The sequence below is a fragment of the Ensifer sp. Root954 genome (assembly GCF_001429005.1).
Lineage (GTDB): Bacteria > Pseudomonadota > Alphaproteobacteria > Rhizobiales > Rhizobiaceae > Ensifer > Ensifer adhaerens.
On sequence record NZ_LMJM01000014.1, the window covers coordinates 139,490 to 164,049 of the forward strand.

Sequence of the window (24,560 nt, forward strand, 5' to 3'; positions counted from 1 at the left end):
TCTCCCCGACATTCCAAGCTTTATCAACACCGCCAGTTTGGGCGCGTGACTGAACGGTCCCGTTTCAAGCGCCCTACCCGGCGTCAGAGGAAGCCTATCGTCGATTTCGCGGAAAAGGCTTAGTATGCGGCATGCGCCGCAATTGTCAGCGCGAAGCGAGCCTAAAGGCGCCCATCGTCTAGCGGTCAGGACGCCGCCCTCTCACGGCGGTAACACGGGTTCGAGTCCCGTTGGGCGTGCCAAGGCCGGCTCGGAAAATTCTCCCGACGGCGGCGAACGCGTGGACAGCTACGCTTGCACCTAGTCCCTCGTGCCATTTGACCGGCAACCGCGGATTTGTAAGGTCCTGCAGCGCCCTAACCACCCGAGTCGGTCACAAGTAGGCGACGGCACCAACAATCTTTCGAAACAGGGGAATCTATTTTTGATTCGCGTCATTGCTGCGGGGCTCGCCGCAATCACAATTTCGTCCTATCCCGGATCGCCTGCGGCCGCTCGTTCCAACGTGATTTCTGGCGAGCAGACGCTGACGCCTGCAGACTTGGTACCGAGTCCGGTGTTCAGGCTGGGGATGCCAATTGAGAGTTAGAAACGTTGCTTGCGCGGGATTTCAAAGGCTGGGAACGCTCCGAAACCACGCGAAGACTGAACAATCGCAAAGACCCGAAGCTCCCAGCCTCTGCCAAAGCACCCTATCTGCAGCGAATACACATTACCCGACCGGACCAGCAACAAGGTCTTCGTCGAACCTACTCGCTCACACTGAATTCGCCACTCAGCGGCAGTCACCTCTACTCCGTGGTTTACAATGTTGAAGCCTTGCGGCCATTCAATGATCTCGGATCTTTGAGCGCTGTGGCTCAGTACCTAAGTGCCATGTGGGGCAGCGCCCATCGCGGCTCGCACAAGGGAGAGTTCGCACGCCTCAGCTATCTCTTTGATCGACAAGGAGAACTTGTTCGCGACGGCGGTGCAAGTTGCGCCCCCCTTTATCCTGCCCTTGTCAGGCTGGACGAAAAGACGCCCGACGAGGTCGAAAGAGTTATCGCGATGATCGACGCAACGAACTGTGGCGGCAACAAGAGCGTGCATTTTCGCCTGCAAGCCGATGGCGACACCATCGTCGAAACGACGTTCTTCAACACCATCCTCGCTGTGAATCCTCGAGATGTTTTGAAGCGTGTGCGATACGGTCAGCCATAACACGGCCCAGCGAAATATCTGTCAGCACACTTCGCGACGGGTGCTACAGCGCCTTTGCCGCGTCCGTGACGCGCAGTTGTACCCGTCGCTGGCCCTGCCACAGATCGGCGGACACCGATCCCGCGACGTGGATGGATGTTCCGCGGCTCGACAGCAGGAAGTCGCCGAGCGGTGTCTCGGTCGCCCGGAAAGCAATGCCGTCAAGGCGGCTGCCGTCCTGCCCCTCCAGCGTCACCTTGACGTGGTTGGCGCCGACCTGCCTGCTGTCGCGCAGGCGATGCTGCGGGAAGGCGAAGACCGGTTGCGGGTGGGCCGAGCCGTAGGGGCCGGCCTGCTCCAGGAGATCGATGAGTTCCAGGGTCGCGCCGGAGGCTGCAAGCGCGCCGTCGACCTTGAGCGTCTGGATGGCGACGAGTTCGCGCACCGCCGCTTCCGCGCGTCCCTCGAAAAACTGCCTGAGCTTGCCGAGTTTCGCGCGCTCGACGGTGAGACCAGCAGCCATGGCATGGCCGCCACCCTTTACCAGCAGGCCACCGTCGACGGCGGCCCGAACCATCTTGCCCATGTCGAAACCGTTGATCGAGCGGCCGGAGCCGGTGCCGCGGCCGTTCGGGTCGAAAGCGATGGCAAAAGTCGGTCGGCGGAATTTTTCCTTGATGCGGGCGGCGAGCAGTCCGACGATGCCCGGGTGCCAATTTTCGCGCGCGGTAACGATTACCGAAGCGCCCTCGCCCGTGCCGTATTCGGCCAGAACCTCAGCCTCCGCCTCGGCCAGCATGATGGCTTCCATCGCCTGCCGCTCGCGATTGAGCTCATCGAGCTGCGCGGCGATCTTCTCTGCCTCGGCCGCATCCTCCATCGCCAGCAGGCGGCTGCCGAGCGCAGCATCGCCAATGCGTCCGCCGGCATTGATTCTCGGGCCGACGAGAAAGCCCAGGTGATAGGGCGTGACGGGGCCGCCGATCGCAGCTTTCCGCAGCAGTGCCGAAAGCCCGACATTGCCCATGTGACGCGCCGCGATCAGTCCCTTGACGACATAGGCGCGGTTGAGCCCTTTGAGCGGCACCACGTCACAGACCGTCGCCAGAGCCACCAGATCGAGCTGGGACAGCAGGTCGAACGAAGAAACGCGGCTGTCGCCGGCGTTGCGCAAAACGCGCAAGGTATTGACGAGAACCAGATAAACGACACCGGCAGCACAAAGATGCCCCTGCCCCGAAAGATCGTCCTCCCGATTGGGATTGACGAGCGCATGGCAGGGCGGCAGCGCCGAGCCGACCTGATGATGGTCGATGACGACGACATCGACGCCGCGTTTATCTGCAACGGCGAGCGCCTCATGGCTGGTCGAGCCGCAGTCGACGGTGACGATGAGATCGGCGCCCTTGTCGATCAGCTGCTCGATTGCCGTCGGGTTCGGGCCATAGCCCTCGAAGATCCGATCGGGAATGTAGATTTCCGCGTCGACGCCGAAATGGCGCAGGAAACGCGCCATCAAAGCCGAAGACGCGGCACCGTCGACGTCATAGTCACCGAAGATCACCGTCTTTTCACGGCGCTTGATGGCGGCCGCCAGACGCTCTGCAGCCTTGCGGCAATCGGTAAGCGTGTCCGGGTCCGGCATAAGCGAGCGAAGCGTCGGATCAAGAAAACTTGCGGCATCGTCGAGCACGACGCCTCGGCCGGCAAGGACGCGACCGAGCAGGTCGGAGTAGCCATGGACCTGACTGATTGCGAGCGCCCGGTTCTGGCCCGCCTGGTCGAGACGCGACACCCATCGCTGGCCGCTGACCGACCGCTCGACATTCAGAAAGGCCCGTTGTACCGGATCCACCAATTCTTCCATGCTCGTCCATCCGCTTGGCGCTTCGTTCCTCTTAGCGCATAACCCTGGAAATCGTGACCGTTTTCGGAACGGCATGCACAGAGATCCACGTTTCGCAGGGAATCGCGGTGCTGCAGGCGCTTAACTCTTAAAGAAAGAAGCCTCGCCGGCTTGCTTGCGCGGCGAGGCTTCCAATCTTTCGGCGGCAAACGGCACTGCGCGACGCCGTGCCGAACGGTCTAGGGCGCTTGTCGCCCTTAGTTTGCCTTCGGGCGTTCGATGCGGATGACCTGCGGTTCGCCGACGAGGTAGCCCTCGCCCTTGATCGCCTTGATCGCATCGCGAACGGAGTGCTCCGATGTCGCGTGCGTGACCAGGATGATCGTCTGCGGCTCGCCCGTGTCCATCAGATGCTTGGAATGCTGCATGATCGATTCCAGCGAGATGCCGTTGTCGGCCATGCGGGTCGCGATGCTGGCGAAGACGCCGGTGCGGTCAACGACCTTCAGGCGGATGAAGTAGCCGCCCTCGTGGCTCTGGATCTGTGCGCGCTTATAGGGCAGCAGCGCATTGGTCGGACGGCCGAAGGCCGGAACGTGCTGGGCGCCCGGGCGGCTCTTGGCAATGTCGGCGATATCGCCGAGCACGGCCGACGCCGTCGCGTTGCCGCCGGCACCTGGGCCGACCATCAGGAGCTCGCCGAGAATGTCGGATTCGATCGCAACGGCATTGGTCACGCCATCGACCTGGGCGATGACGGAATCGTAAGGCACCATCGTCGGGTGGACGCGCTGCTCGATGCCGCTTTCGGTGCGCTGGGCGACACCGAGGAGCTTGATGCGATAACCGAGATCGGCGGCTGCATGAATGTCGTCGATCGAGATATTGGTGATGCCTTCGAGGTAGATGTCGTCGGCAGCGATCGCCGTACCGAATGCAAGGCTCGTCAGGATCGACAGCTTGTGCGCCGTGTCGTTGCCCTCAATGTCGAAGGCCGGATCGGCTTCGGCATAGCCGAGGCGCTGCGCCTCCTTGAGGCAGGCTTCGAAGGAAAGCTGTTCCTTCTCCATCTTCGTCAGGATGTAGTTGCAGGTGCCGTTCATGATCCCATAGACGCGCGAGATCGTATTGCCGGTCATGGATTCGCGCAGCGCCTTGATGACGGGGATACCGCCGGCAACAGCCGCTTCGTAGTTGAGCAGCGCGCCCTTCTCCTCGGCGATCTTTGCAAGTTCGATGCCATGGGCAGCCAGCAGCGCCTTGTTGGCGGTCACCACATGAATGCCGCGCTGCAGCGCCGCCTTGACGGCCGAATAGGCAGGATCGCCGGCACCGCCCATCAGTTCGACGAAAACGTCGATATCGGCGTCACGCGCAAGCGAAATGGCATCGTCGAACCAGGCGGTCTTCGAAAGATCGACGCCGCGGTCCCTGTTGCGGTCGCGCGCCGTTACGGCCGTGGTCTCGATTGCCCGTCCGCACGTTGTCGCAAGCATCTCGTGACGATCCTGGAGGATTCGCACGAGCGAGGCACCGACGGTACCCAAGCCCGCAATGCCGATTTTGAGGGCATCTGCCATAGCCATTTCCTAACATGTAGAGGGCGCGCCGCGAGAACAGCGGGGCCAGTGTGGAAGGAGGCGCGCGTCAAGCACGCCTCCCGACTTCTTACCTATGAGCGTTGAGCGAGATGACGTTGTGCATCGTCTCGTCGGCGGTCGACAGGAACTTCTTGATGTTGCGCGCCGCCTGGCGGATGCGGTGCTCGTTCTCGACGAGAGCGAGGCGCACGTAGTCGTCGCCCTGTTCGCCGAAGCCGATGCCCGGGGCCACAGCGACATCCGCCTTCTCGACGAGGAGCTTGGAGAATTCGAGCGAGCCCAGATGACGGAACTTCTCCGGGATCTTTGCCCAGGCAAACATCGTCGCTGCCGGCGGCGGTACTTCGAAGCCGGCCTTGCCGAAGCTGTCGACCATCACGTCGCGGCGGCGCTTGTAGATGTTGCGCACTTCGGCGATGTCGCTGCCGTCGCCGTTCAGCGCCTGGGTGGCGGCCACCTGGATCGGCGTGAAGGCGCCATAGTCGAGGTAGGATTTCACGCGTGTCAGTGCTGCGATCAGCCGCTCGTTGCCGACGGCAAAGCCCATGCGCCAGCCCGGCATCGAGAAGGTCTTCGACATCGAGGTGAACTCGACCGTGCAGTCGATCGCGCCCGGAACTTCCAGCACCGACGGCGGCGGCGCGTCGTTGAAGTAGATCTCCGAATAGGCAAGGTCCGAAAGCACGATGATGTCGTGCTTTTTCGCAAAGGCGATCACGTCCTTATAGAAGTCGAGCGTCGCAACCTGCGCCGTCGGGTTCGACGGATAGTTGAGGATCAGCGCCAGTGGCTTGGGGATCGAGTGGCGCACTGCGCGTTCCAGCGGCCCGAAGAAGGTTTCGTCCGGCTCGACCGAGATCGAGCGGATGACGCCGCCTGCCATCAGGAAGCCGAAGGCGTGGATCGGATAGGTGGGGTTCGGGCACAGAATGACGTCGCCAGGTGCGGTGATCGCCTGCGCCATGTTGGCGAAGCCTTCCTTCGAGCCAAGGGTAGCGACGACCTGGGTATCCGGGTTGAGCTTGACGCCGAAGCGGCGGGCGTAATAGGCGGCCTGGGCACGACGCAGCCCGGGAATGCCCTTCGACGACGAATAACGATGCGTGCGCGGGTCCTGAACGGCCTCGCAGAGCTTGTCGACAATCGACTGTGGTGTGGGTAGATCCGGATTGCCCATGCCGAGGTCGATGATGTCAGCACCGGCCGCTCGCGCGCTTGCTTTCAAACGGTTGACCTGTTCGAAAACATAGGGCGGCAAACGCCGGACTTTGTGAAACTCTTCCATCTCCAAACCTCGTTTGGCGCACGCTCCCGCCAGCGGCTCAAGCCTTTGCGAAACCGTGCGCTGTGGTGAACGGCCGTCCATGCGGCCATTGAACGCTTTGCGTCCAAATCACCGGAAAGGCAAGCGCTAATTCTGGATCTCTTTCAGCGTGTCGGCGCCGTGCTGTTCGGCCAGCGCGCGCATTGCTTTCAGGCGACGCTGATACTCGGCTTCGGAGATCGCGCCGGACTTGCGTGCAGCGCCGAGAGAGCTCAGGCGCGCCTGCATGCTTGCCGCTTCATCGTTGGTCATCTGCGACGTTGCGGCCGGCTTCTGGCCGTAAACCGACGGATAGTTCTCGAAGTTGGTCCCGTGGCTGTTGCAGCCTGCAAGCGTGCCGAGCAGAACGATCCCGGCAACCCAGGTGATGGAACGCTGTTTTCCGACGGCAAGCATACTGGAGACGACCTCTATTTTGATGGCGCGACGATGCGCTAGCCCTTGTAATCATTTTCGGGCAGAATGTAAAAATACAAAACAAACAAGATGCTGTGGAGGACGCCGGGTGACAGCAGAGAGGAATGCGGAAGGCAAGGACGGCTACGCAGGCTTCGATCCCAAATCCGTCGAACCTTATATCGTCAAGGATCCGGAAAGCCTCGCAGTCAACCTCGCCCGCGCCATGGAACAGCTTGGCAAAGCGGCTTCCGCCTGGCTGGCGCCGCGGGAATCGGGCCAGAAGTCCGATACCTTCGCCGAACCCGTCACCGACATGGTCAAGACGCTGTCCAAGGTCTCGGAGTACTGGCTTTCCGATCCGCGCCGCACGCTCGAAGCGCAGACTCACCTGATGGGCAGCTTCTTCGAGATCTGGTCGCGCACGCTGCACCGCATGTCCGGCGAAGAGACGGCGGAGCCGGCCGGCCTCCAGCGCAACGACAAGAGATTTACCGACGAGGACTGGGTGAAGAACCCGTTCTTCGACTTCATTCGCCAGGCCTATTTCGTAACGTCGGACTGGGCCGAGCGCATGGTCGAAGACGCCGAGGGGCTCGACGACCACACGAAACACAAGGCTGCTTTCTACGTTCGCCAGGTTTCGAGCGCGCTGTCTCCGACCAACTTCGTCACCACCAATCCGCAGCTCTACCGCGAGACGGTTGCCTCAAGCGGCGCCAATCTGGTCAAGGGCATGCAGATGTTTGCCGAGGACATCGCCGCCGGTCGCGGCGACCTCAAGCTCCGGCAAACCGACACCAGCAAGTTTGCGATCGGCGAGAATATCGCGATGACGCCGGGCAAGGTCATCGCCCAGAGCGACGTCTGCCAGGTGCTGCAATATGAGGCGACGACGGAAACCGTGCTGAAGCGGCCGTTGCTGATCTGCCCGCCCTGGATCAACAAATTCTACGTGCTCGATCTCAACCCGCAGAAATCCTTCATCAAATGGGCGGTCGATCAGGGACACACGGTCTTCGTCATCTCCTGGGTGAACCCGGACGAACGGCACGCGACCAAGGACTGGGAAGCCTATGCCCGCGAAGGCATCGGCTTTGCGCTCGATATCGTCGAGCAGGCCACCGGTGAGCGGGAAGTCAACGCCATCGGCTATTGCGTCGGCGGCACCCTGCTTGCCGCGACGCTCGCATTGCATGCTGCCGAGGGCGACGATCGCATCCGCTCGGCGACACTGTTCACGACGCAGGTCGATTTCACTCACGCTGGCGACCTCAAGGTCTTCGTCGACGAGGACCAGATAAGCCAGATCGAACAGAACATGAGCGTGACCGGCTATCTCGACGGCTCGAAGATGGCGACCGCCTTCAACATGCTGCGCGCCTCGGAGTTGATCTGGCCCTACTTCGTCAACAACTACCTCAAGGGCCAGGAACCCCTGCCCTTCGACCTGCTCTACTGGAACTCCGATTCGACGCGGATGCCGGCCGCCAACCATTCCTTCTATCTGCGCAACTGCTACCTCGATAACAAGCTTTCGAAGGGCGAGATGGTTCTTGCCGGCAAGCAGGTATCGCTCGGCGACGTGAAGATCCCGATCTACAATCTCGCGACCAAGGAAGACCACATCGCCCCGCCGCGCTCTGTATTTCTCGGCAGCGCTTCGTTCGGCGGCAAGGTCACCTATGTTCTCTCGGGTTCGGGCCACATTGCCGGCGTCGTCAATCCGCCGGACAAGGGCAAGTATCAGTTCTGGACCGGAGGCGCGCCCACGGGTGACTTCGACGATTGGTTCAAGGCCGCCAAGGAAACACCGGGATCCTGGTGGCCGCATTGGCACCAATGGATCGAGAAACTCGACAAGCGACGCGTTGCGCCCCGCAAGCCGGGCGGTCCGCTGAACTCGCTCGAGGAAGCGCCGGGCTCCTACGTACGCGCCCGCGCCTGAATCATTCGCAGGACCTGCCTTGATCTTCGATCCTCCGCTGACGACCGCAATCCTTGTGCAGCGCTACAAGCGCTTTCTCTTCGATGCCCTGTTGCCTGATGGCACGGCCATGACCGGATCCTGCCCCAATACGGGATCGATGCGCGGGCTGACGACACCCGGTTCACGCATCTGGATGTCGGAACACGACAGCCCGACGCGGAAGTACCGCCACATGCTGGAAATCGTTGAAGCCGACGGAACCATGGTCGGCATCAACACCGGCCTGCCCAACCGGCTTGCGGAAGAAGCCATCCGGCTGGGGCTCGTTTCCGACCTGCATACCTATGAGCATAGTGCACGCGAGCAGAAATACGGACGCAACTCGCGCATCGACATTCTCCTCAGCGATCCCGAGCGCGGCCGTGCCTATGTCGAAGTCAAGAACGTGCATTTCAGCCGCTCGCCCGGTCTTTCCGAATTTCCTGACAGTCCGACGACGCGGGGGGCGAAACATCTCGACGAACTCGGTGATATGGTTGAGGCCGGTCACCGCGCGGTGATGATCTATCTCGTGCAGCGCGACGATTGTGACCGGTTGAGGATCTGCCGCGAGTTCGATCCCGCCTATGCGCGCGCATTCGACCGCGCGATGTCACGTGGGGTTGAGGCCTATGCGGTCAAATGTCAGGTTTCGCCAACGCAAATCCGCCCAACCGGATTGATGACAGTGGACGAAGCGGCCCTCGCTGCTCTATGAAATCCGACTGGAACAACTGAAAGCTTTGGAATGGTGACTTACATCGAGGCAGGGTCTGCGCCCTACAAGAACACCGGCGTAATCCGGCTCTATGGACCGGAAGGTTTCGAGGGCATGCGAAGGGCCTGCCAGGTGACTGCGCGTTGTCTGGACGAGCTCGTCTCGCGGGTACAGCCGGGCGTCACCACCGACGAGATCGACCGGTTCGTCTTCGAGTTCGGCATGGACAATGGCGCGCTGCCGGCGACGCTCAACTATCGCGGCTACACGAAATCGTCCTGCACCTCGATCAACCACGTCGTCTGCCACGGCATCCCGAACGACAAGCCGCTGCGCGAGGGCGATATCGTCAACATCGACGTCACCTACGTCGTCGATGGCTGGCATGGCGATTCGAGCCGGATGTATCCGGTCGGCGAGATCAAGCGTGCGGCCGAGCGACTGCTCGACGTCACCCACGAGAGCCTGATGCGCGGCATTGCCGCCGTGCGCCCTGGCGCCCGCACCGGCGCCATCGGTGAAGCGATCCAGGTCTATGCCGAAGCGGAGCGCTGCTCCGTCGTGCGCGATTTCTGCGGCCACGGCGTCGGCAAGCTCTTCCACGACGCGCCGAACATCCTGCACTACGGCCGCGCCAATGAAGGGCCGGAACTGCGCGAGGGCATGATCTTCACCATCGAGCCGATGATCAATCTCGGCCGCCCGCATGTGAAGGTGCTCTCGGACGGCTGGACCGCCGTGACCCGCGACCGGTCGCTGTCGGCGCAATACGAGCACACGGTCGGGGTCACCGCCGATGGCTGCGAGATCTTCACGCTTTCGCCCGCCGGCCTGTTCAAGCCCGGCGTCAGCACGCTCGGCGCCGCATGACGAAACGCTCGATCTCCCCTGACGGCGACTTTGTGCCATCGGCGGACGAGAGGACGTTTTTTCCGCAATTGCAGTTAGATAACTCGCCGGCCGCCAAGAAGGCGCCGGCACCCGAGGCGCACTATCACGGTCATCGCGATCGCCTCAGGGCGCGCTACCGCGAAAGCGGCGATGCCGCACTCGCCGACTACGAAATCCTGGAAATGTTGCTGTTTCGGCTGATCCCACGCAAGGATACCAAGCCGATCGCCAAGGCTCTGCTCGCGCGCTTCGGCACGCTCGCCGGTGTCTTCGGCGCCCCGATCGCGCTGTTGCAGGAGGTGAGCGGTATCGGCGAGGCCGTCGCCCTCGACCTCAAGTTGATCTCCACAATTGGTCACCGCACGCTGAAGAGCGAACTTCGCCAGAAGCAGCTTCTCTCGTCCTGGAGCGCCGTCATCGACTATTGCCACGCGGCGATGGCCTACGAGACGAAGGAACAGTTCCGCATCCTGTTCCTCGACAAGCGCAACACGCTGATTGCCGACGAGGTGCAACAGAAAGGTACGATCGACCACACGCCGGTCTACCCGCGTGAAGTGGTCAAGCGCGCGCTGGAACTCTCGGCCACCGCGATCATCCTGGTGCATAACCATCCATCCGGCGATCCGACCCCGTCGCGCGCCGATATCGACATGACGAAGCTGATCGTCGAAACGGCGAAACCGCTGGGGATCGCCGTGCACGACCACATCATCATCGGCAAGGACGGCCACGTGAGCCTGAAAGGGCTGCGGCTGTTCTGAGCGCGCTGGCACCCAGCCGTTTCGCGCGGCGGAGGTAGCAGCCCGGTGGTGACGCCGCCCTGCCGCAAACAGTGGCGAAGGCGTTTACCCCAAAAAGCCGGCTTCGACAGACTCCGTCCCCGCCGAGCGTGAAGCCTCGACGACCATATGCACGAACTGCAGTTTCGCCACTGACGGTTTCGACATTACGAAGGGGTAGAAGTCCGGCTGGCCCATGCTGCGCGCCAACTCGTTAAGCACCATCGTCATTTCGATCCAGGAGTTCAACAGCGACAGAAACCCGTCGGCGCCGGTGTCGTCGGGCGCATACAAGGCGTCGCGCTCGAATGGCTCGACAATCGCTTCAAGATCCTCTGCATCGAGCCCAAAGCCGAGTGCCGTGCCCAGGCTATCGATCATATGCAGGTAATGCGCCCAAGTTTCGGCCCAGTCTTCCCAGGGATGTGTGGAAGCATAGGAACTGATGTACCGATCGGCCCAGTCTGGGGGTGCGCCATTGTCATAGTTCGCCTTCAATGCCGCCGCGTAATCGGCCCGCTCATCGCCGAACAGCGTGCGAAACGGCTCCAGCCAGGGTCCGTTGAAAACGAGCCGGTTCCAGTAGTAGTGACCGACCTCATGTCGAAGATGGCCCAGCAGCGTCCGATAGGGCTCGTAGAATTCGAGCCGCATCTTCTCACGCTGGACCGAATCCGCCTCCTCGATGTTGACCGTAATCAAACCGTCGGCATGCCCGGTCAGCACGCGCGGCCCGTTCGGTGGCGAACGCAGGAAATCGAACATCAGACCGTGTTTCTCGTCCTCGTCGACCTTGGACTTCACGGGCAAGCCGAGTGCCAGCAACTGCGACACGAGCCGTCGCTTCGCCACCTCAAGCAGACCCCAGTAGCTGGCATTGTCCTCGCGATCGAGATTCGGAATTGTCCGGTTCAGCCGGCAGGCGATGCAAAGTTCCCCCGGCTCGCTGGCCATCAGCATCCAGTTGCACTGCGCCGGCGTGTCACGGTTGCCGCAATACTTCAGCAATGGCCGTTCCTCGCCTGCGGCCCAGATACCTGGCTGTGGGCCGGGGTCGAGCGGCAGCAACGCATCTTCACCTGGCAGATATCCGAGCGGCGTCTGGCAGCTGTTACAAAACATGTTGCCGAAAAACACGTGACTGCCACAGCGACACACAAAGGTGCGCGAGTACCGCTTGGGTACCTCGCGATGTTTCCAGTTCGTACCGATCAGGTCGCCGAGCGTTTGCAGAAGGGTTGCCACCACATCCTCCGAGTTCGGGAATTGGTAAGGTCTGCCGGTCGGTGCTCCGGCCTAAAGCCATTTCGCGCGGCGGAAGAACCGGTAGAGCGTGCCGCAAAGACCGATGATCACTGCAAGGACGACGAAGTAGCCGTAGCGGAACTTCAGTTCCGGCATGTCGTCGAAGTTCATGCCGTAAATGCCGGCGATCGCCGTTGGCACCGCGAGGATCGCGGCCCAGGACGCGAGCTTGCGCGAGATTTCCGTCTGCTCGGATTGACCGACCATCAGGCTCGCCTCGAAGGTGAAGGCAAGAACCTCACGCAAAGCGTCGATATCCTCCTGAACGCGGCGCACGTGGTCCGTAACGTCGCGGAAGAGCGGCTGCAGTGCTGCCTCCATGCCCGGTAGATCGATGTGCTCATGCCGTCGGCAGACGTCGACCAGCGGCACGACCGCGTTTCGCAGGCGCAAGAGATTGCGCCGCAGCAGATAGAGGCGTTCGATGTCGCCCTTGACCAGCCGCTCGCGCAGCAGCCGGTCTTCCAGTTCCTCGACCTCTTCGTGGATCGCCTCGATCACCGGCATGTAGTTGTCGACGATGAAATCGAGGATCGAATAGAGGATGTAGTTTTCGCCGTGGGCCAAGGCTGCAGGAGATGCTTCGCAGCGTTGGCGCACGGCCATGTAGGAGGTCGACGCGCCGTGCCGGACCGAGATGACGTAACCGCGCCCAACGAACAGATGCGTCTCGCCGAAGGCGATCTCGTCGCCAACCATATGCGCGGTGCGGGCGACGACGAAGATCGAGTCGCCATAGATCTCCAGTTTCGGCCGCTGGTGCGCCTTGCAGGCGTCCTCGATCGCCAGGTCATGCAGATCGAATTCCTGCTGGATCTGCCGCAAGAGTTCGGCATCGGGCTCATGCAGGCCGATCCAGATCACTGTGCCCGGGCGATCGCGCCACTTGCCTGCGTCTTCGATGCGGATATCGCGGACGCGCACGCCGTTCTCGTAGACCGCGGCCGCTACGACGCCCGGCTGCGGCTGCGAATGCGGCATGACGCCCTCAGCGCCAGACTGTGGCAAAGCCCTGTTCGTCAGCTCCAATCCCATCGTCAGCCTCCCAGGCAAATACGACACCGACGGGCTCCGCATGTCGTAACGAAGCCAAGCATACGCGCACTCCCTTATATATTCTCATCCGACTGTTTCGGCTATGAAAACCACTTCATCAAACCGTGCCATTGACGGTATAGAGGCTTGCGAGCGAGAGTTTTCGCAACGCACAACGATTCCACCTTCTAACGGAAACGCCTATGAACCAGTTCGATCTCATCGTTGTCGGAAGCGGACCTGCCGGCCGCCGCGGCGCCATCCAGGCAGCCAAGCTCGGCAAGAAGGTCCTCGTCATCGAACAGGGAAAACGCGTTGGCGGCGTTTCGGTTCACACCGGTACGATTCCCTCCAAGACGCTGCGCGAAACGGCGCTCAATCTTTCGGGCTGGCGCGAGCGCGGCTTTTACGGGCGCTCCTATCGCGTCAAGCAGGAGATCAGCGCCGATGACCTCCGGCAGCGCCTGATCATCACCCTCAATCATGAAGTCGAGGTTCTCGAACATCAGTTCGCGCGCAACCGCGTGCAGCAGATGCGCGGGAAAGCCAGCTTCGTCAATCCGACCACGCTCGAAGTCGTCAAGGACGACGGCGAGACCATGCTCGTGTCCGGCACCAGCATCATGCTTGCCGTCGGTACCAAGCCCTTCCGCCCGGATTACATGCCGTTCGACGGCAAGACTGTGCTCGACAGCGATGAACTGCTCGATATCGAGACCCTGCCGCGCTCCATGGTGGTGATCGGCGCCGGAGTCGTCGGCATCGAATACGCGACGATCTTCAGCGCGCTCGACACCCAGGTGACGGTTATCGATCCGAAGACGACGATGCTCGATTTCATCGACAAGGAAATCGTCGAAGACTTCATCTACCAGCTGCGCGACCGCAACATGAAGCTGCACCTCGGGCAGAAGGCCGACACGGTGGAGCGGCTCGACGATGGTAAGGTGCTGCTGACGCTCGACAACGGCCGCAAGATCACAACCGACATGGTGCTCTTTGCCGCGGGCCGCATGGGCGCCACCGATACGCTGAACCTGCCCGCAGCCGGGCTCGAAGCCGACAACCGAGGGCGCCTCAAGGTCAATCCCGAGACGTTCCAGACCTCCGTCCCGAACATCTACGCCGCCGGCGACGTCGTCGGCTTCCCGAGCCTCGCCTCAACCTCGATGGAACAGGGGCGCATCGCCGCCCGGGTCGCCATCGGCGCGATCGCGATGGAGCCGCAGAAATACTTCCCCTACGGCATCTACGCCGTGCCTGAGATCTCCACCTGCGGTCTCTCGGAAGAAGAGGTCAAGGAACGCGGCATCCCCTACGAATGCGGCATCGCCCGCTTCCGCGAGACCTCGCGCGGCCACATCATGGGGCTCGATTCCGGCCTGTTGAAAATGATCTTCTCGCTGAAGACCCGCCGCCTGCTCGGCGTGCATATCATCGGCGAAGGCGCGACAGAGCTGGTGCATATCGGCCAGGCCGTGCTGAACCTCAAGGGCACGGTCGAGTACTTCGTCGAAAACACCTTCAACTACCCGACGCTGGCCGAGGCCTACAAGATCGCCGGCCTCGACGCCTGGAACCGTATGGGCGAGATCAAGCAGGAAGCGCCGAAAGCGTAAGCATCCAGCGACAGAGCTGACCGCCGTCAACGCTGACGGCGGCGGCCACGTGCCTAGAGGGCAACGATTTTGGTTCCGCGTTGCCGAACCGATCTCTCCGGGTTTGCCATCCCACAGACCGCATCTGAAGTGCGCAGGACGCCGGCGAATCGGCTAGCTTCACCTCTCCCGATCAAGAGAGCCGAACACCATGCGCATCCTTTCGCTCAATGCCTGGGGCGGCAAGCTCCATTCGCCCTTGATGAAATATCTCGCCGATGTCGACGCCGATGTCCTGTGCCTGCAGGAGATCGCGCGATCACCGACGACCGAGGCCGAATGGCTGAGCTATCGCGATGCGGATGTGGAACTGCCGCAACGCGCCAACCTCTTCGACGAGATCGCCGCCGTACTACCGGGACATGATGGATTCTTCTGCCCGACCGCGCGAGGGACGCTCTTTGCTGGAGACACGCCCGTGGCATCGGAATTCGGTCTGGCAACATTCGTTCGGCGGGGCTATTCCGTCATCGGCCAGGCCCTCGGTTTCGTGCATGGAAGTTTTTCGCCCAACAGCTGGGGGCCGCATCCGCGCGCGCGCAACGCCCATTGCATTCGCCTGTTCGATCACGACGCCGGCACTCCCATCACCATCGCGCAGATGCACGGCCTGCGGGAGGTCGGCGGCAAGAACGACAGTCCGGCACGCCGCGCGCAGGCGGAGGCGCTGGTAGGTCTCGTCCACCAGGTCTGGCCCGGAGACGAGCGGCTTGTCGTGTGCGGTGATTTCAATGTGTTCCCCGACAGCCAAACGTTTCAGACGCTCGGCCAGTTGGGGCTCGTCGACCTCGTCGTTTCCCGCGGCCACACGGACACGCGCACGTCGCACTATCTAAAGAGCGGCCGCTTTGCCGATTATATGCTGGCGAACGGTGCAGTCAGCGTCGCTCGCTTCGATGTCGTCGCAGAGCCCGAAGTCTCCGACCATCGCGCCCTCCTCCTCGACATCGCTTAGCGCGCCGCGGGTTTCACTGAGCCACGAAGTCGGCTCTGGCTGAATCAGCTGACACTTCCGTGTGTCGCTGAAAGCAGGATGCTCTCGGCCAGCGCTGGACGAAGAGCTCGCCTCCCGCAACGAAAAAGGCCCTGCCGCAAGCGGCAGGGCCTTTCGATTCCTAAGGCTTCGATCCGATTACTCGGCGCTGTCGTCAGCGGCCTTCTTCTTGGCCGGAGCCTTCTTCTTCGGAGCAGCGGCTTCTTCGCCTTCCGTGGCTTCAGCCTTGGCGGCGGCCTTCTTCTTGGCCGGAGCCTTCTTGGCAGCCTTGCCTTCAGTCTCTTCGTCGTCAGCCGTCAGCTCTTCCTTGGAAACCGTCTTGTCGGTTACCGAGATTTCGCCGAGCAGGTGGTCGACGACCTTTTCTTCGAACAGCGGAGCGCGCAGCGAAGCAGCAGCGCCGGGGGTGTTCTTGAAGTAGTCGAGGATCTGCTTCTCCTGGCCCGGGAACTGGCGGAGCTGTTCGAACAGCGAACGCTGCAGTTCGTCGTCGCTGACCTGAACGCCGGCCTTTTCACCAATTTCCGAGAGAACGAGGCCGAGGCGAACGCGACGCTCAGCGAGCTTGCGGTATTCAGCGCGGGCTTCTTCTTCGGTGGTTTCTTCGTCAGCGAAGGTCTTGCCGGCCTGCTGCAGGTCGGTGTTAATCTGGCGCCAGATGTTTTCGAATTCGGCCTCGACGAGGCGCTCCGGCGTTTCGAACTGGTAGAGTTCGTCGAGCTGGTCGAGGATCTGACGCTTGACCTTCTGACGGGTCAGGTTGCCGTACTGGCTTTCGATCTGGCCGCGGACGATTTCCTTCAGCTTGTCAGCCGATTCGAGGCCGAGCTTGGTGGCCAGTTCGTCGTTGATTTCGATGTCCTGGGCGCCAGCCACGTCCTTGACGGTGATGTCGAAGGTGGCTTCCTTGCCAGCAAGGTTTGCAGCCGGGTATTCAGCCGGGAAAGTCACGGTGATGACCTTCTCGTCGCCAGCCTTCAGGCCAACGAGCTGCTCTTCGAAGCCCGGGATGAAACGGTTGGAACCGAGAACCAGCTCAGCGTCTTCGTCCTTGCCGCCGTCAAAGGCGACGCCGTCGACCTTGCCGAGGTAATCGATGGTGACGCGGTCGCCGTTGGCGGCCTTGCCCTTCTTCGATTCGTAGCTGCGGGCGCTTTCGGCGATCTTCAGGATCTGCTCGTTGACTTCGTCTTCAGCGATCTCGACGACTTCGCGGGTCACCTTGATGCCGCTGACGTCCTTGAGTTCGATCGCCGGGATGATTTCGTAGGCAACGGTGAACTCGAGGTCGGCCTGAGCGTTGAGGATCTTGTCGGCTTCGGCCTCGTCCTCGGTCATCGCGATTTCCGGCTGGGTGGCCGACTTTTCGCCACGGCCCGACAGGATCTCGGTCGGCTTGTCGCGAACGATCTCGTTGACCAGGTCAGCCATGATCGACTTGCCGTAGACCTTCTTCAGATGCGCAACCGGCACCTTGCCGGGACGGAAGCCGTTGATCTTCACACGGTCCTTCACTTCGGCCAGACGCTCGTTCATCCGAGCTTCCATGTCCTTGGCCGGGATAACGACCTTGAGTTCGCGCTTCAGCCCTTGAGCGAGCGTTTCGATAACCTGCATGTTCAAACCTTCATTTCACGTTGACTGTGCTCTTCCCCTTCGAAAGGTCTGGCGAGCACGTGAGCCGATCCATTTGCCGGGAGTGGCTTTACGCAGTTCTGCAACCGTTTTGCAAGCAAAATGGCACTCCAGCCCCCCTCATCCTCGCAGAATCCGGACTTTGGGCGCGATCGCTGATCTGGTGCGGGTAGAGAGACTTGAACTCCCACGCCTTACGGCACCAGAACCTAAATCTGGCGTGTCTACCAATTTCACCATACCCGCGTTCAGACAATCGCACCGCCTGACCGTATTCCCGCAAGACCAACCAGCGGAATACCGCGGATAGAATGGGCATGCTGAAAGTTCAGGGCTTTCCCGAGCGCGGCGTCTCTATATCACTCGTTTTCGCGGGATCAAAGGGAAAATGCGGGAATTCCACGACCAAGCGGGTTGGCACGGCGTGCCTCAATAGAGAGGCTCCTCATAGACCGGGCTGCCATTGACTGCGATCTCGCGGATCTGGGCCTTTCCCTTGGCGTCCACGCGGATATTGACGGAGAGCGCCTCGGCGTTGCGCGCCTCCTCCAGCGTCCGTCCCTCGCCTTCCGGCACATAGAAACGCTCGATCCCGTATTCTACATTGACGGACGAGAGCGCAGACGAGGGATAGTAGGTAAATGGCAGAGAGCGAAGGACGACGCTGTCGCCGGCAGGGCTAAGCGGCGCGAAGGACGCTTCGGTTGCCGCCCAGAAGCCGTCAAGCTGCCTTTCCAGCCGAACGTAGACCTTAGCCTCTTCCGACTGCTTCGGCGTATCGCCCTTGAACAATTCCGGCTGGAGCCTTGAAATGTCGTAGCTCAAGATCACGTAGTCGCCCCGAAGCAGATCGCGGGGATCGACAGGCACGGTCTTCAACAGCACGTCACGGCCGCTTCTGAGGATCGAGGCCCTGCTCTCGATCATATAGCCAAGTGCCGCCGTCTGTACGCCCGCAACCAGCAGGGCCGCCAGCAATGGGTTCAACCAACGGGTCTTTGCGGTGGTCATCGTGGCGCCTCCGTCCCGCGCGCATTTGCCAAGTGCCCCTCGATGCGGATGACGAGCCAGGCGATGCCGGCAACCACCAATCCGGAGATCAGGAAGAAACCGGAGGTGCCGAGCATGGAGCCGAGGGTTTCGAAGGCGAGATAGAGAAGCTCACCGGCAAAGGCGACGTAGCCGAGATAGCGCACGGCGCCGTTCTGCGCCCCGGCAAGCGCGATCCCAAGGAGGGCCACCAGCAGCGTGCCCGCCCCGGTCGCGACCTCCGTTGTCACTCCGACGGCTTCGAATTGAAGAGCGGTAAATCCGAGCAAGGCGAGCGCGAAGGAATAGAAAGCGGGTGCCGAACCGGCATCGACCGCCAGGGCGCGAAGCGGAGAGCCTGGCAGCGTCGCCGCCAGAAAGGCCACGAGGCCGAACGCCGCAAGGCCACCTGCCAAGGCAAGCGACGCGTTGTCGAGGTAAAGCCAGGCCAGCCACGACAGGACCAGCAGATAGGCGAGATGACGGGCCCGGTCGGCGGCCGTGAAGCGCACCAGCAGAACGACGATCACCGCGAGCACCGGAACGGACCACACGCGCCAGTCCGGCGTGGCGCCGAACCCATTGTCCTGCAGCACCGTTCCGAAATAGAACCAGGCAAGCCCACCCGCAACTGCGGTCATTGCTGCTGAGCGAAATGCCAAGGCAGAGAGGACGGCGCCGGCAAACCACAGCAGCGCGGCATCGGCCGCGTCACCCGACAGGTGATACATCTGCCCGATCAGCGCGATGCCGCCCCCAAAGGCGGCCACCCCCAGAACGAGGGCCGCTGCGGCAAGCGTCGTGCGGCCGGTCTGGGTCAGCCAGGCAGCGGCGAAATGAAAGCCCCAGACCAGAGCGACGATGCCGGCCACCCGCGCAAGGCGTGGCAGCGCCTCCCAGTTGGCGGCGACAAGCAGCAGGATTGAGGCGGACAACAGGAGTGCGGCGAGAATGAGCAGGACGCGCCCTGCCCGGAACGTGGACTCGCGACCGTCATATTCGGCCAGCATTGCGCGTGCTGCATTCTCCTGCAGCAGCCCCTTGTCCATCCAGTGCTTGAAGTCTCGTTCGAGACGCGCGCGGTACATCCTGCCCCCAGCCTAGAATCCGATGCTTGAAATGGTCCGGTTCAGCTCCCAACTAATCACGTATCGGCGCGGAAACACAATCGCTCACTCGCGACTGCGCACCAAACCGATGAGGACGAACGAACGGCTTGCGCAATGCGCATATCTTCCATGCAGATATTGCACTGCACAAATCGATTTAAAGGTCCTATATTCAAATCATCAAAGGCGAACGAAGGCATGAAGCCAGACGGTCGCCAGCGGAAATGGCCAGCCGCCTCAGTTTGCTGAGAAAGGCCCGGGTAAAACCGACGGAATTCGGACGAGCGCACTCCTCCTCCCAGCGCTCTTCCGATCAGATTGGCAACACTCCTCCTCCCAGTTGCCAATCACCCCTAATGACGCTCGCTGGACCTCCTCCCCCAGCGGGCGTTATTCTTTTCAGCCCTCCTCTCCACAAAGAAGCCTGCGTCTGCGCACCTGCACAATATTCCTGCATAATTTCGCTGCGCTCGCCCTGCGCCATGCACTGGATGCATAGGTGCCATTCTGGAACAGCGCTACCCTTCCACCCGCCTGCGTACTATCTTCAACTCATCGATCGGGGCGGCGCACTCCTCCTCCCAGCGCCCCTCGATTTGGATCGGCGACACTCCTCCTCCCGGTTGCCGATCAGAACAAAGCGACGCTCGCTGGATCTCCTCCCCCAGCGGGCGTTGTTTGTTTTTGGCCCTCACATTTCGGGCAGCTTTCCAGCCACGACAACTCGATTGCGCCGCGCGTTTTAGGCGCCAGCCGCGAACACGCCATCGCGTAGAGGCTTGCACGGCCTGCATGGGTGCGATGCAGCATTGTCTCTGTAACTTCTGCTCAAAAAGATTATATTTCAGAGCATCAGATGACGGCCAGCAAGAGAGATGAGCGCTGGCACACGACCCTAGAAAGGATAGGATCATGAACCTCGCACGTTCTTTCAACAATTGGCGCAAGTATCGTCAGACCTGCAACGAACTCGGCCGTATGACCGACCGCGAACTGTCTGACCTCGGCATCGGCCGTGGCGACATCCCGTACGTTGCTCGCCAGGCGATCAAGTAATTCAGGCTGCGCGTCAAGCGCAACCGACCTCCAAGTAAGACGCCCTCCGGTTCGTTCCGGGGGGCGTTTTCTTTTGTCGCAGCGAGTACGATCCAGGTGACGCTTTCGCACTTGCGAGAGGCACCGGATGCTTCGCCATCTGCGACTGCCCATGCGGCCGAACCGCGTCCATCGACAGACGCTGCGTCCTTGCTCAGCATCGGCTCGTAAGTCCCTTTGAAAACAATCGCTTATCAACGGGCAATTAAGATTTTAATCAATCATTAATCGATGCCGCCTTTTGAAGCGGTGCCCATCTATGCGGCGATGCACTGCACAAATGCATAGCAGCTGCATTTTCTTTGCACTCCACCTTCTAATTAGACAAGCGTATAAGAACCTCAACGACGCAGACAGATGGCTGTCGCGACAACCTGATTTTGAGGAAATGACCATGAACCCGATTCGTATCGCAAAAAGCTGGATCAACTACCGCCGCACCGTCAGCGAGCTCGGCAACCTGTCGAACCACGCTCTCAATGACATCGGCATCACCCGTTACGACATCCGCAACATTGCGGCCCGTTCCTTCCGTTAATCGGAACGAACGACCAGGACTTCCAAGACGGCGCCTTCAGGGCGCCGTTTTCGTTTATAGGCGTTGGAACGAAAGGCCGAGCCGTGATAGGAAGCCGGCCATGAGCAAAGACACTTCTTCCCACTCCCCCATCCACGTCATCGGCGGCGGCCTTGCCGGATCGGAAGCCGCCTGGCAGATCGCCGAAGCCGGCGTACCGGTCATCCTGCATGAGATGCGCGGCGTGCGCGGCACTGACGCCCACAAGACCGACGGCCTTGCCGAACTCGTCTGTTCCAATTCCTTCCGCTCGGATGACGCGACCAGCAACGCGGTTGGCGTGCTGCATGCGGAAATGCGCCTTGCCGGCTCGCTGATCATGAAATCCGCCGACGCCAACCAGGTGCCTGCGGGCGGTGCGCTTGCGGTCGACCGTGACGGCTTCTCCGACGCGGTCAGCGCGGCGATCGCCGCTCATCCGCTGATCACGGTGGTGCGCGAAGAAGTCACCGGTCTGCCGCCGAAAGATTGGGATCTCGCCGTCATCGCGACCGGCCCACTGACCGCACCCGGTCTTGCCGAAGCGATCCGCGCGGAAACGGGCGCCGATGCGCTCGCCTTCTTCGACGCCATCGCGCCGATCGTCTATACCGAGACGATCGACATGGACATCTGCTGGTTTCAGTCGCGCTACGACAAGGTCGGCCCCGGCGGAACCGGCAAGGACTATATCAACTGCCCGATGACCGAGGAGCAGTACAATGCCTTCGTCGATGCGTTGATCGCCGGCGACAAGACCGGCTTCAAGGAATGGGAAGGCACGCCCTATTTCGACGGCTGCCTGCCGATCGAGGTGATGGCGGAACGCGGCCGCGAGACGCTGCGCCACGGGCCTATGAAGCCGATGGGCCTCACCAATGCCCATAACCCCACCGTCAAGCCCTATGCCGTCGTACAGCTGCGCCAGGACAATGCGCTCGGCACGCTCTACAACATGGTCGGATTCCAGACGAAGCTGAAGTATGGCGCTCAGGCCGAAGTCTTCCGCATGATTCCCGGCCTCGAGAATGCCGAATTCGCCCGTCTGGGCGGCCTGCACCGCAACACCTACATCAACTCGCCGACGCTGCTCGACGGAACGCTGACGCTGAAGTCGCGGCCGGGCTTGCGCTTTGCCGGACAGATCACCGGCTGCGAAGGCTATGTCGAAAGCGCCAGCATCGGCCTGCTCGCCGGCCGCTTCGCCGCCGCCGAACGCAAAGGCGAGACTTTGGCGACCCCGCCGGCGACCACCGCTTTCGGCGCATTGCTCAACCACATCACCGGCGGCCACATCGTTTCCGACGATGAACCGGGCAAGCGCTCGTTCCAGCCGATGAACGTCAATTTCGGCCTGTTCCCGCCGCTCGATCCGGGCGCGATCACCAAGCCGGAAGGCGTCAAGCGCTTCCGTGGCAAGGAAAAGGCAGTCGCCAAGAAGCAGGCGACGGCGTCGCGCGCGCTCGCCGATTGCGCCGCCTGGCTCGGCAAGTCCGCCTGACAGGCGGACACGCATTTGTTCCACGACAAAAGGCCCGCCTGCAGTGATGCAGGCGGGCCTTTTCTTATGGAAGAACGCGGTGAGAGCTACTCGGTCGCCTGTGCCGTATGCGGCGGCTCGGCGGCGGGCTGCTCGAACTCCGATTTCGGACTGAAGCTGCCAAGCAGCCAGAGCGAAACCTCGGCCGCCTCGCCGGCGCTCTGAAACTCGAAGTCGTTGTCGAGATAAGCAAAATCGGGGAAATGCACGATGAGGCCTCGGCCGGTCTCGGAGCTATTGACCCGAACCTTCCCGGGCTGGATCACGTGGCAGACATAGTGGGTGCCGTGCGACTGGATGAAGCCCGCCTTGCCGTCATGCAGCCGCAGGAAGATCGCCGTGCGGTCCGCCGTCGAGTGCAGCGCCCGGATCGCCTCGTCCGGAAAGGCACGGCCGAACTCCACCATCGCAGAGCCGGCATCGGGATTGTCCCAGTCCCGCTCGGCGCGGGCGTTCATCCACATGTAGAATGCGCCGACCAAGACGATGACGGCGATGAGCAATAACCAAAGCATCCGCGGGCGCTCCCCTTCGCTCGGCATGACGCCGATAAAGCGCTTCTATACGCTGCGAGGCTTGCGCCAATTTGTCGTCACGGCGTGTGCGTCTGCGCCAAAGCCCCGAGCAGACCGAACCTCTGACGTATCAGAAGCGGCGGCGCCGTGCCGCGCGCCACATCCACCATTGCCGTTGCCATTGGGCCGGGCGGATGGGTTTCTGCAGAAGCCCGGCGCCCGCAGCCTCCGCGCGGTTGAGGATAGGCTCGACAAGCGCAAGCGGTATGAAGGCGGGGAAATTCGACGGCGCGATCGCTGCCATTTGCGCACGCGCCCTGGCGAGATGATCTCGCCCGAAGCCCGCGAAGGCCCGGATCGCCTGGCTGATCGCGGCGCTGTCTTCGCCGGCGATCAGCGTTTCGCGATCGAGACCGGTGGCGCGCAGCAGTTCGGCCGGCAGGTAGACCTGGCCACGGCGCAAATGCAGCGGCAACAGCATGAGGAGGCCCGCGACCGTCTGCGCGACACCGCCGTGACCGGCGACTTCGGCCGATTTCGCGGCATTCTCTGGATCAAGGACCAGGGATGAGAGCTGGATCAGCGCCGAGGCGGTCTCGCCGGCATAGCCCTCGAGCGCCGAACGGTCTTCCATCGGATCGTCGTAGAGATCGAAGATCCGGGCATCGATCATGTTCTCGAACACGGAGACCGGCAGCCGATGCGCGCGAATGCAGCCAAGGAGCGCTTCAGCGAGCGGATGCCCTTCTCCGGTCGACGCGTCGTTGCCGATGAGGTCCCGCCACCATTGCATGCGGATCTCACCGGGGATCGGCTCGTGCACGAGATCGCGGATGCGGGCGATCTCCGCACTGAAGGCATAGAGTGCGGCAAGCGCGGGCTGCTTGTCGGCCGGCGCAAGCAGGCAGGCGAGATAGCGGTCGCGGTCCGTGTCCCGCAGGTCAGCCAGAATCTGGGCAGAATTGTCGTGCACGTCGTCTTCCCCAGGCCCGATCAGACTGCGATCAGTGCGACGGCGACTGCGCGCGATTCGGCCAGCATCACATTGTAAGTGCGGACAGCGGCCCCGGTACTCATGGGATCCGACGATATGTTGGCGGCGCGTAAAGCCGTCTTCACATCGGCCGGCAGCGGGCGAATGTCCTTGCCGGTGCCGACCAGCAGCACCTCAATGTCCTTCGCCTCATCGACGACCTTGTAAAACTTCTCGACCGTCAGCGCATCGCCCTCCGCGACGTCCCATGCATAGACGCCCGAGGGCAGCATCAGGATCGAGCCACGATGCGACATGTCTGCGAAGCGAAAGCCACCATTGCCGTAGGCATCGATGGGCGCACGTCCCGGAAAATGGGCTTCGCGAATTTCAATTCCCTTAGGCAT

General features: G+C 61.8%; 22 protein-coding genes and 2 tRNA genes. 11 read left to right on the plus strand and 13 right to left on the minus strand.

Translation table 11 applies throughout. The features are described from left to right. Positions 1 to 167 precede the first annotated feature (167 nt). Together ASE71_RS07985 and ASE71_RS35670 are read left to right on the plus strand one after the other, a co-directional pair. Positions 168 to 242: transfer RNA gene (locus ASE71_RS07985), tRNA-Glu, on the plus strand. Positions 243 to 594: 352 nt separating this feature from the next. Continuing rightward, the gene (locus tag ASE71_RS35670) at positions 595 to 1,203 is read left to right on the plus strand and encodes a hypothetical protein (RefSeq protein ID WP_156400713.1); all 609 of its coding nucleotides are present in this window, start codon (positions 595 to 597) and stop codon (positions 1,201 to 1,203) included. A 43-nt stretch (positions 1,204 to 1,246) separates the two neighbouring features. Here the strand turns inward: ASE71_RS35670 and recJ are convergent, their stop codons facing one another. The 4 genes from recJ to ASE71_RS08010 form a co-directional block, all read right to left on the minus strand. Then, on the minus strand, positions 1,247 to 3,049 hold the full coding sequence (gene recJ / locus ASE71_RS07995) for a single-stranded-DNA-specific exonuclease RecJ (protein ID WP_060517020.1): 1,803 nt from the start codon (positions 3,047 to 3,049) through the stop codon (positions 1,247 to 1,249). Between the two features lie 236 nt (positions 3,050 to 3,285). Then, on the minus strand, positions 3,286 to 4,608 hold the full coding sequence (locus ASE71_RS08000; protein ID WP_034796566.1) for a homoserine dehydrogenase: 1,323 nt from the start codon (positions 4,606 to 4,608) through the stop codon (positions 3,286 to 3,288). Positions 4,609 to 4,696: 88 nt separating this feature from the next. Beyond that, positions 4,697 to 5,914 (minus strand): LL-diaminopimelate aminotransferase, encoded by a 1,218-nt coding sequence (locus ASE71_RS08005; protein WP_034796568.1) that lies wholly within the window; start codon positions 5,912 to 5,914, stop codon positions 4,697 to 4,699. Between the two features lie 126 nt (positions 5,915 to 6,040). Further along, complete coding sequence (locus ASE71_RS08010; protein WP_060517018.1) at positions 6,041 to 6,349, minus strand: hypothetical protein; 309 nt, start codon at positions 6,347 to 6,349, stop codon at positions 6,041 to 6,043. Between the two features lie 109 nt (positions 6,350 to 6,458). Between ASE71_RS08010 and phaC the strand changes: the two genes are divergently transcribed. Genes phaC through radC form a run of 4 tightly spaced genes read left to right on the plus strand, consistent with a single transcriptional unit; the run spans position 6,459 to position 10,691 of the window. Continuing rightward, positions 6,459 to 8,297 carry a poly(3-hydroxyalkanoate) polymerase subunit PhaC gene (gene phaC / locus ASE71_RS08015; RefSeq protein ID WP_060517017.1) on the plus strand — a complete coding sequence of 613 codons (1,839 nt, stop codon included), beginning with the start codon at positions 6,459 to 6,461 and terminating at the stop codon, positions 8,295 to 8,297. A 19-nt stretch (positions 8,298 to 8,316) separates the two neighbouring features. Then, positions 8,317 to 9,036, plus strand: coding sequence for a DNA/RNA nuclease SfsA (sfsA, locus tag ASE71_RS08020; protein WP_060517015.1), 720 nt, complete (start codon positions 8,317 to 8,319; stop codon positions 9,034 to 9,036). A 30-nt stretch (positions 9,037 to 9,066) separates the two neighbouring features. Then, entirely contained in the window at positions 9,067 to 9,906 is an 840-nt protein-coding gene (gene map, locus ASE71_RS08025; RefSeq protein WP_060517013.1) for a type I methionyl aminopeptidase, read from the plus strand. Next, positions 9,903 to 10,691 carry a RadC family protein gene (gene radC, locus ASE71_RS08030; protein ID WP_060517011.1) on the plus strand — a complete coding sequence of 263 codons (789 nt, stop codon included), beginning with the start codon at positions 9,903 to 9,905 and terminating at the stop codon, positions 10,689 to 10,691. Before map ends, radC begins: the two co-directional genes overlap by 4 nt. Positions 10,692 to 10,775: 84 nt before the next feature. On the opposite strand, the gene ASE71_RS08035 is transcribed toward radC, so the two are convergent. After that, positions 10,776 to 11,954, minus strand: coding sequence for a putative zinc-binding metallopeptidase (locus ASE71_RS08035; protein WP_060517009.1), 1,179 nt, complete (start codon positions 11,952 to 11,954; stop codon positions 10,776 to 10,778). 51 nt (positions 11,955 to 12,005) lie between these two features. Beyond that, positions 12,006 to 12,995 (minus strand): magnesium and cobalt transport protein CorA, encoded by a 990-nt coding sequence (locus tag ASE71_RS08040; protein ID WP_244496862.1) that lies wholly within the window; start codon positions 12,993 to 12,995, stop codon positions 12,006 to 12,008. Between the two features lie 257 nt (positions 12,996 to 13,252). Here ASE71_RS08040 and sthA point away from each other — a divergent pair, with 257 nt between their 5' ends. Beyond that, on the plus strand, positions 13,253 to 14,668 hold the full coding sequence (gene sthA / locus ASE71_RS08045; protein ID WP_034796590.1) for a Si-specific NAD(P)(+) transhydrogenase: 1,416 nt from the start codon (positions 13,253 to 13,255) through the stop codon (positions 14,666 to 14,668). A gap of 190 nt (positions 14,669 to 14,858) precedes the next feature. Further along, positions 14,859 to 15,662 carry an endonuclease/exonuclease/phosphatase family protein gene (locus ASE71_RS08050; RefSeq protein WP_060517005.1) on the plus strand — a complete coding sequence of 268 codons (804 nt, stop codon included), beginning with the start codon at positions 14,859 to 14,861 and terminating at the stop codon, positions 15,660 to 15,662. Between the two features lie 177 nt (positions 15,663 to 15,839). Here ASE71_RS08050 and tig read toward each other — a convergent pair whose 3' ends face one another. The 4 genes from tig to ASE71_RS08070 all read right to left on the minus strand — a co-directional run bounded on the left by tig (position 15,840) and on the right by ASE71_RS08070 (position 19,453). Then, positions 15,840 to 17,318 (minus strand): trigger factor, encoded by a 1,479-nt coding sequence (gene tig / locus ASE71_RS08055; protein WP_034796594.1) that lies wholly within the window; start codon positions 17,316 to 17,318, stop codon positions 15,840 to 15,842. Between the two features lie 179 nt (positions 17,319 to 17,497). After that, positions 17,498 to 17,582 (minus strand) — tRNA-Leu (locus ASE71_RS08060). A 183-nt stretch (positions 17,583 to 17,765) separates the two neighbouring features. Next, complete coding sequence (locus tag ASE71_RS08065) at positions 17,766 to 18,347, minus strand: GDYXXLXY domain-containing protein (RefSeq protein ID WP_034796596.1); 582 nt, start codon at positions 18,345 to 18,347, stop codon at positions 17,766 to 17,768. After that, the gene (locus ASE71_RS08070) at positions 18,344 to 19,453 is read right to left on the minus strand and encodes a DUF2157 domain-containing protein (protein WP_060517003.1); all 1,110 of its coding nucleotides are present in this window, start codon (positions 19,451 to 19,453) and stop codon (positions 18,344 to 18,346) included. Before ASE71_RS08070 ends, ASE71_RS08065 begins: the two co-directional genes overlap by 4 nt. A gap of 933 nt (positions 19,454 to 20,386) precedes the next feature. Between ASE71_RS08070 and ASE71_RS35000 the strand changes: the two genes are divergently transcribed. The 3 genes from ASE71_RS35000 (at position 20,387) to trmFO (ending at position 22,626) form a co-directional block, all read left to right on the plus strand. Continuing rightward, positions 20,387 to 20,530: a DUF1127 domain-containing protein gene (locus ASE71_RS35000; protein ID WP_064816990.1), complete on the plus strand. Its 144-nt coding sequence runs from the start codon at positions 20,387 to 20,389 to the stop codon at positions 20,528 to 20,530. 433 nt (positions 20,531 to 20,963) lie between these two features. Continuing rightward, positions 20,964 to 21,107, plus strand: coding sequence for a DUF1127 domain-containing protein (locus tag ASE71_RS35005; RefSeq protein WP_064816989.1), 144 nt, complete (start codon positions 20,964 to 20,966; stop codon positions 21,105 to 21,107). 100 nt (positions 21,108 to 21,207) lie between these two features. Then, the gene (gene trmFO, locus ASE71_RS08075; RefSeq protein ID WP_034796601.1) at positions 21,208 to 22,626 is read left to right on the plus strand and encodes a methylenetetrahydrofolate--tRNA-(uracil(54)-C(5))-methyltransferase (FADH(2)-oxidizing) TrmFO; all 1,419 of its coding nucleotides are present in this window, start codon (positions 21,208 to 21,210) and stop codon (positions 22,624 to 22,626) included. 86 nt (positions 22,627 to 22,712) lie between these two features. On the opposite strand, the gene ASE71_RS08080 is transcribed toward trmFO, so the two are convergent. From ASE71_RS08080 to ASE71_RS08090, 3 genes are all read right to left on the minus strand, one after another. Further along, entirely contained in the window at positions 22,713 to 23,180 is a 468-nt protein-coding gene (locus tag ASE71_RS08080; RefSeq protein ID WP_034796603.1) for a hypothetical protein, read from the minus strand. 130 nt (positions 23,181 to 23,310) lie between these two features. Then, a complete protein-coding gene (locus tag ASE71_RS08085; protein ID WP_060517001.1) occupies positions 23,311 to 24,153 on the minus strand; it encodes a phytoene/squalene synthase family protein in 843 nt (280 codons plus the stop codon). A 20-nt stretch (positions 24,154 to 24,173) separates the two neighbouring features. After that, entirely contained in the window at positions 24,174 to 24,560 is a 387-nt protein-coding gene (locus ASE71_RS08090) for an Mth938-like domain-containing protein (RefSeq protein WP_034796607.1), read from the minus strand.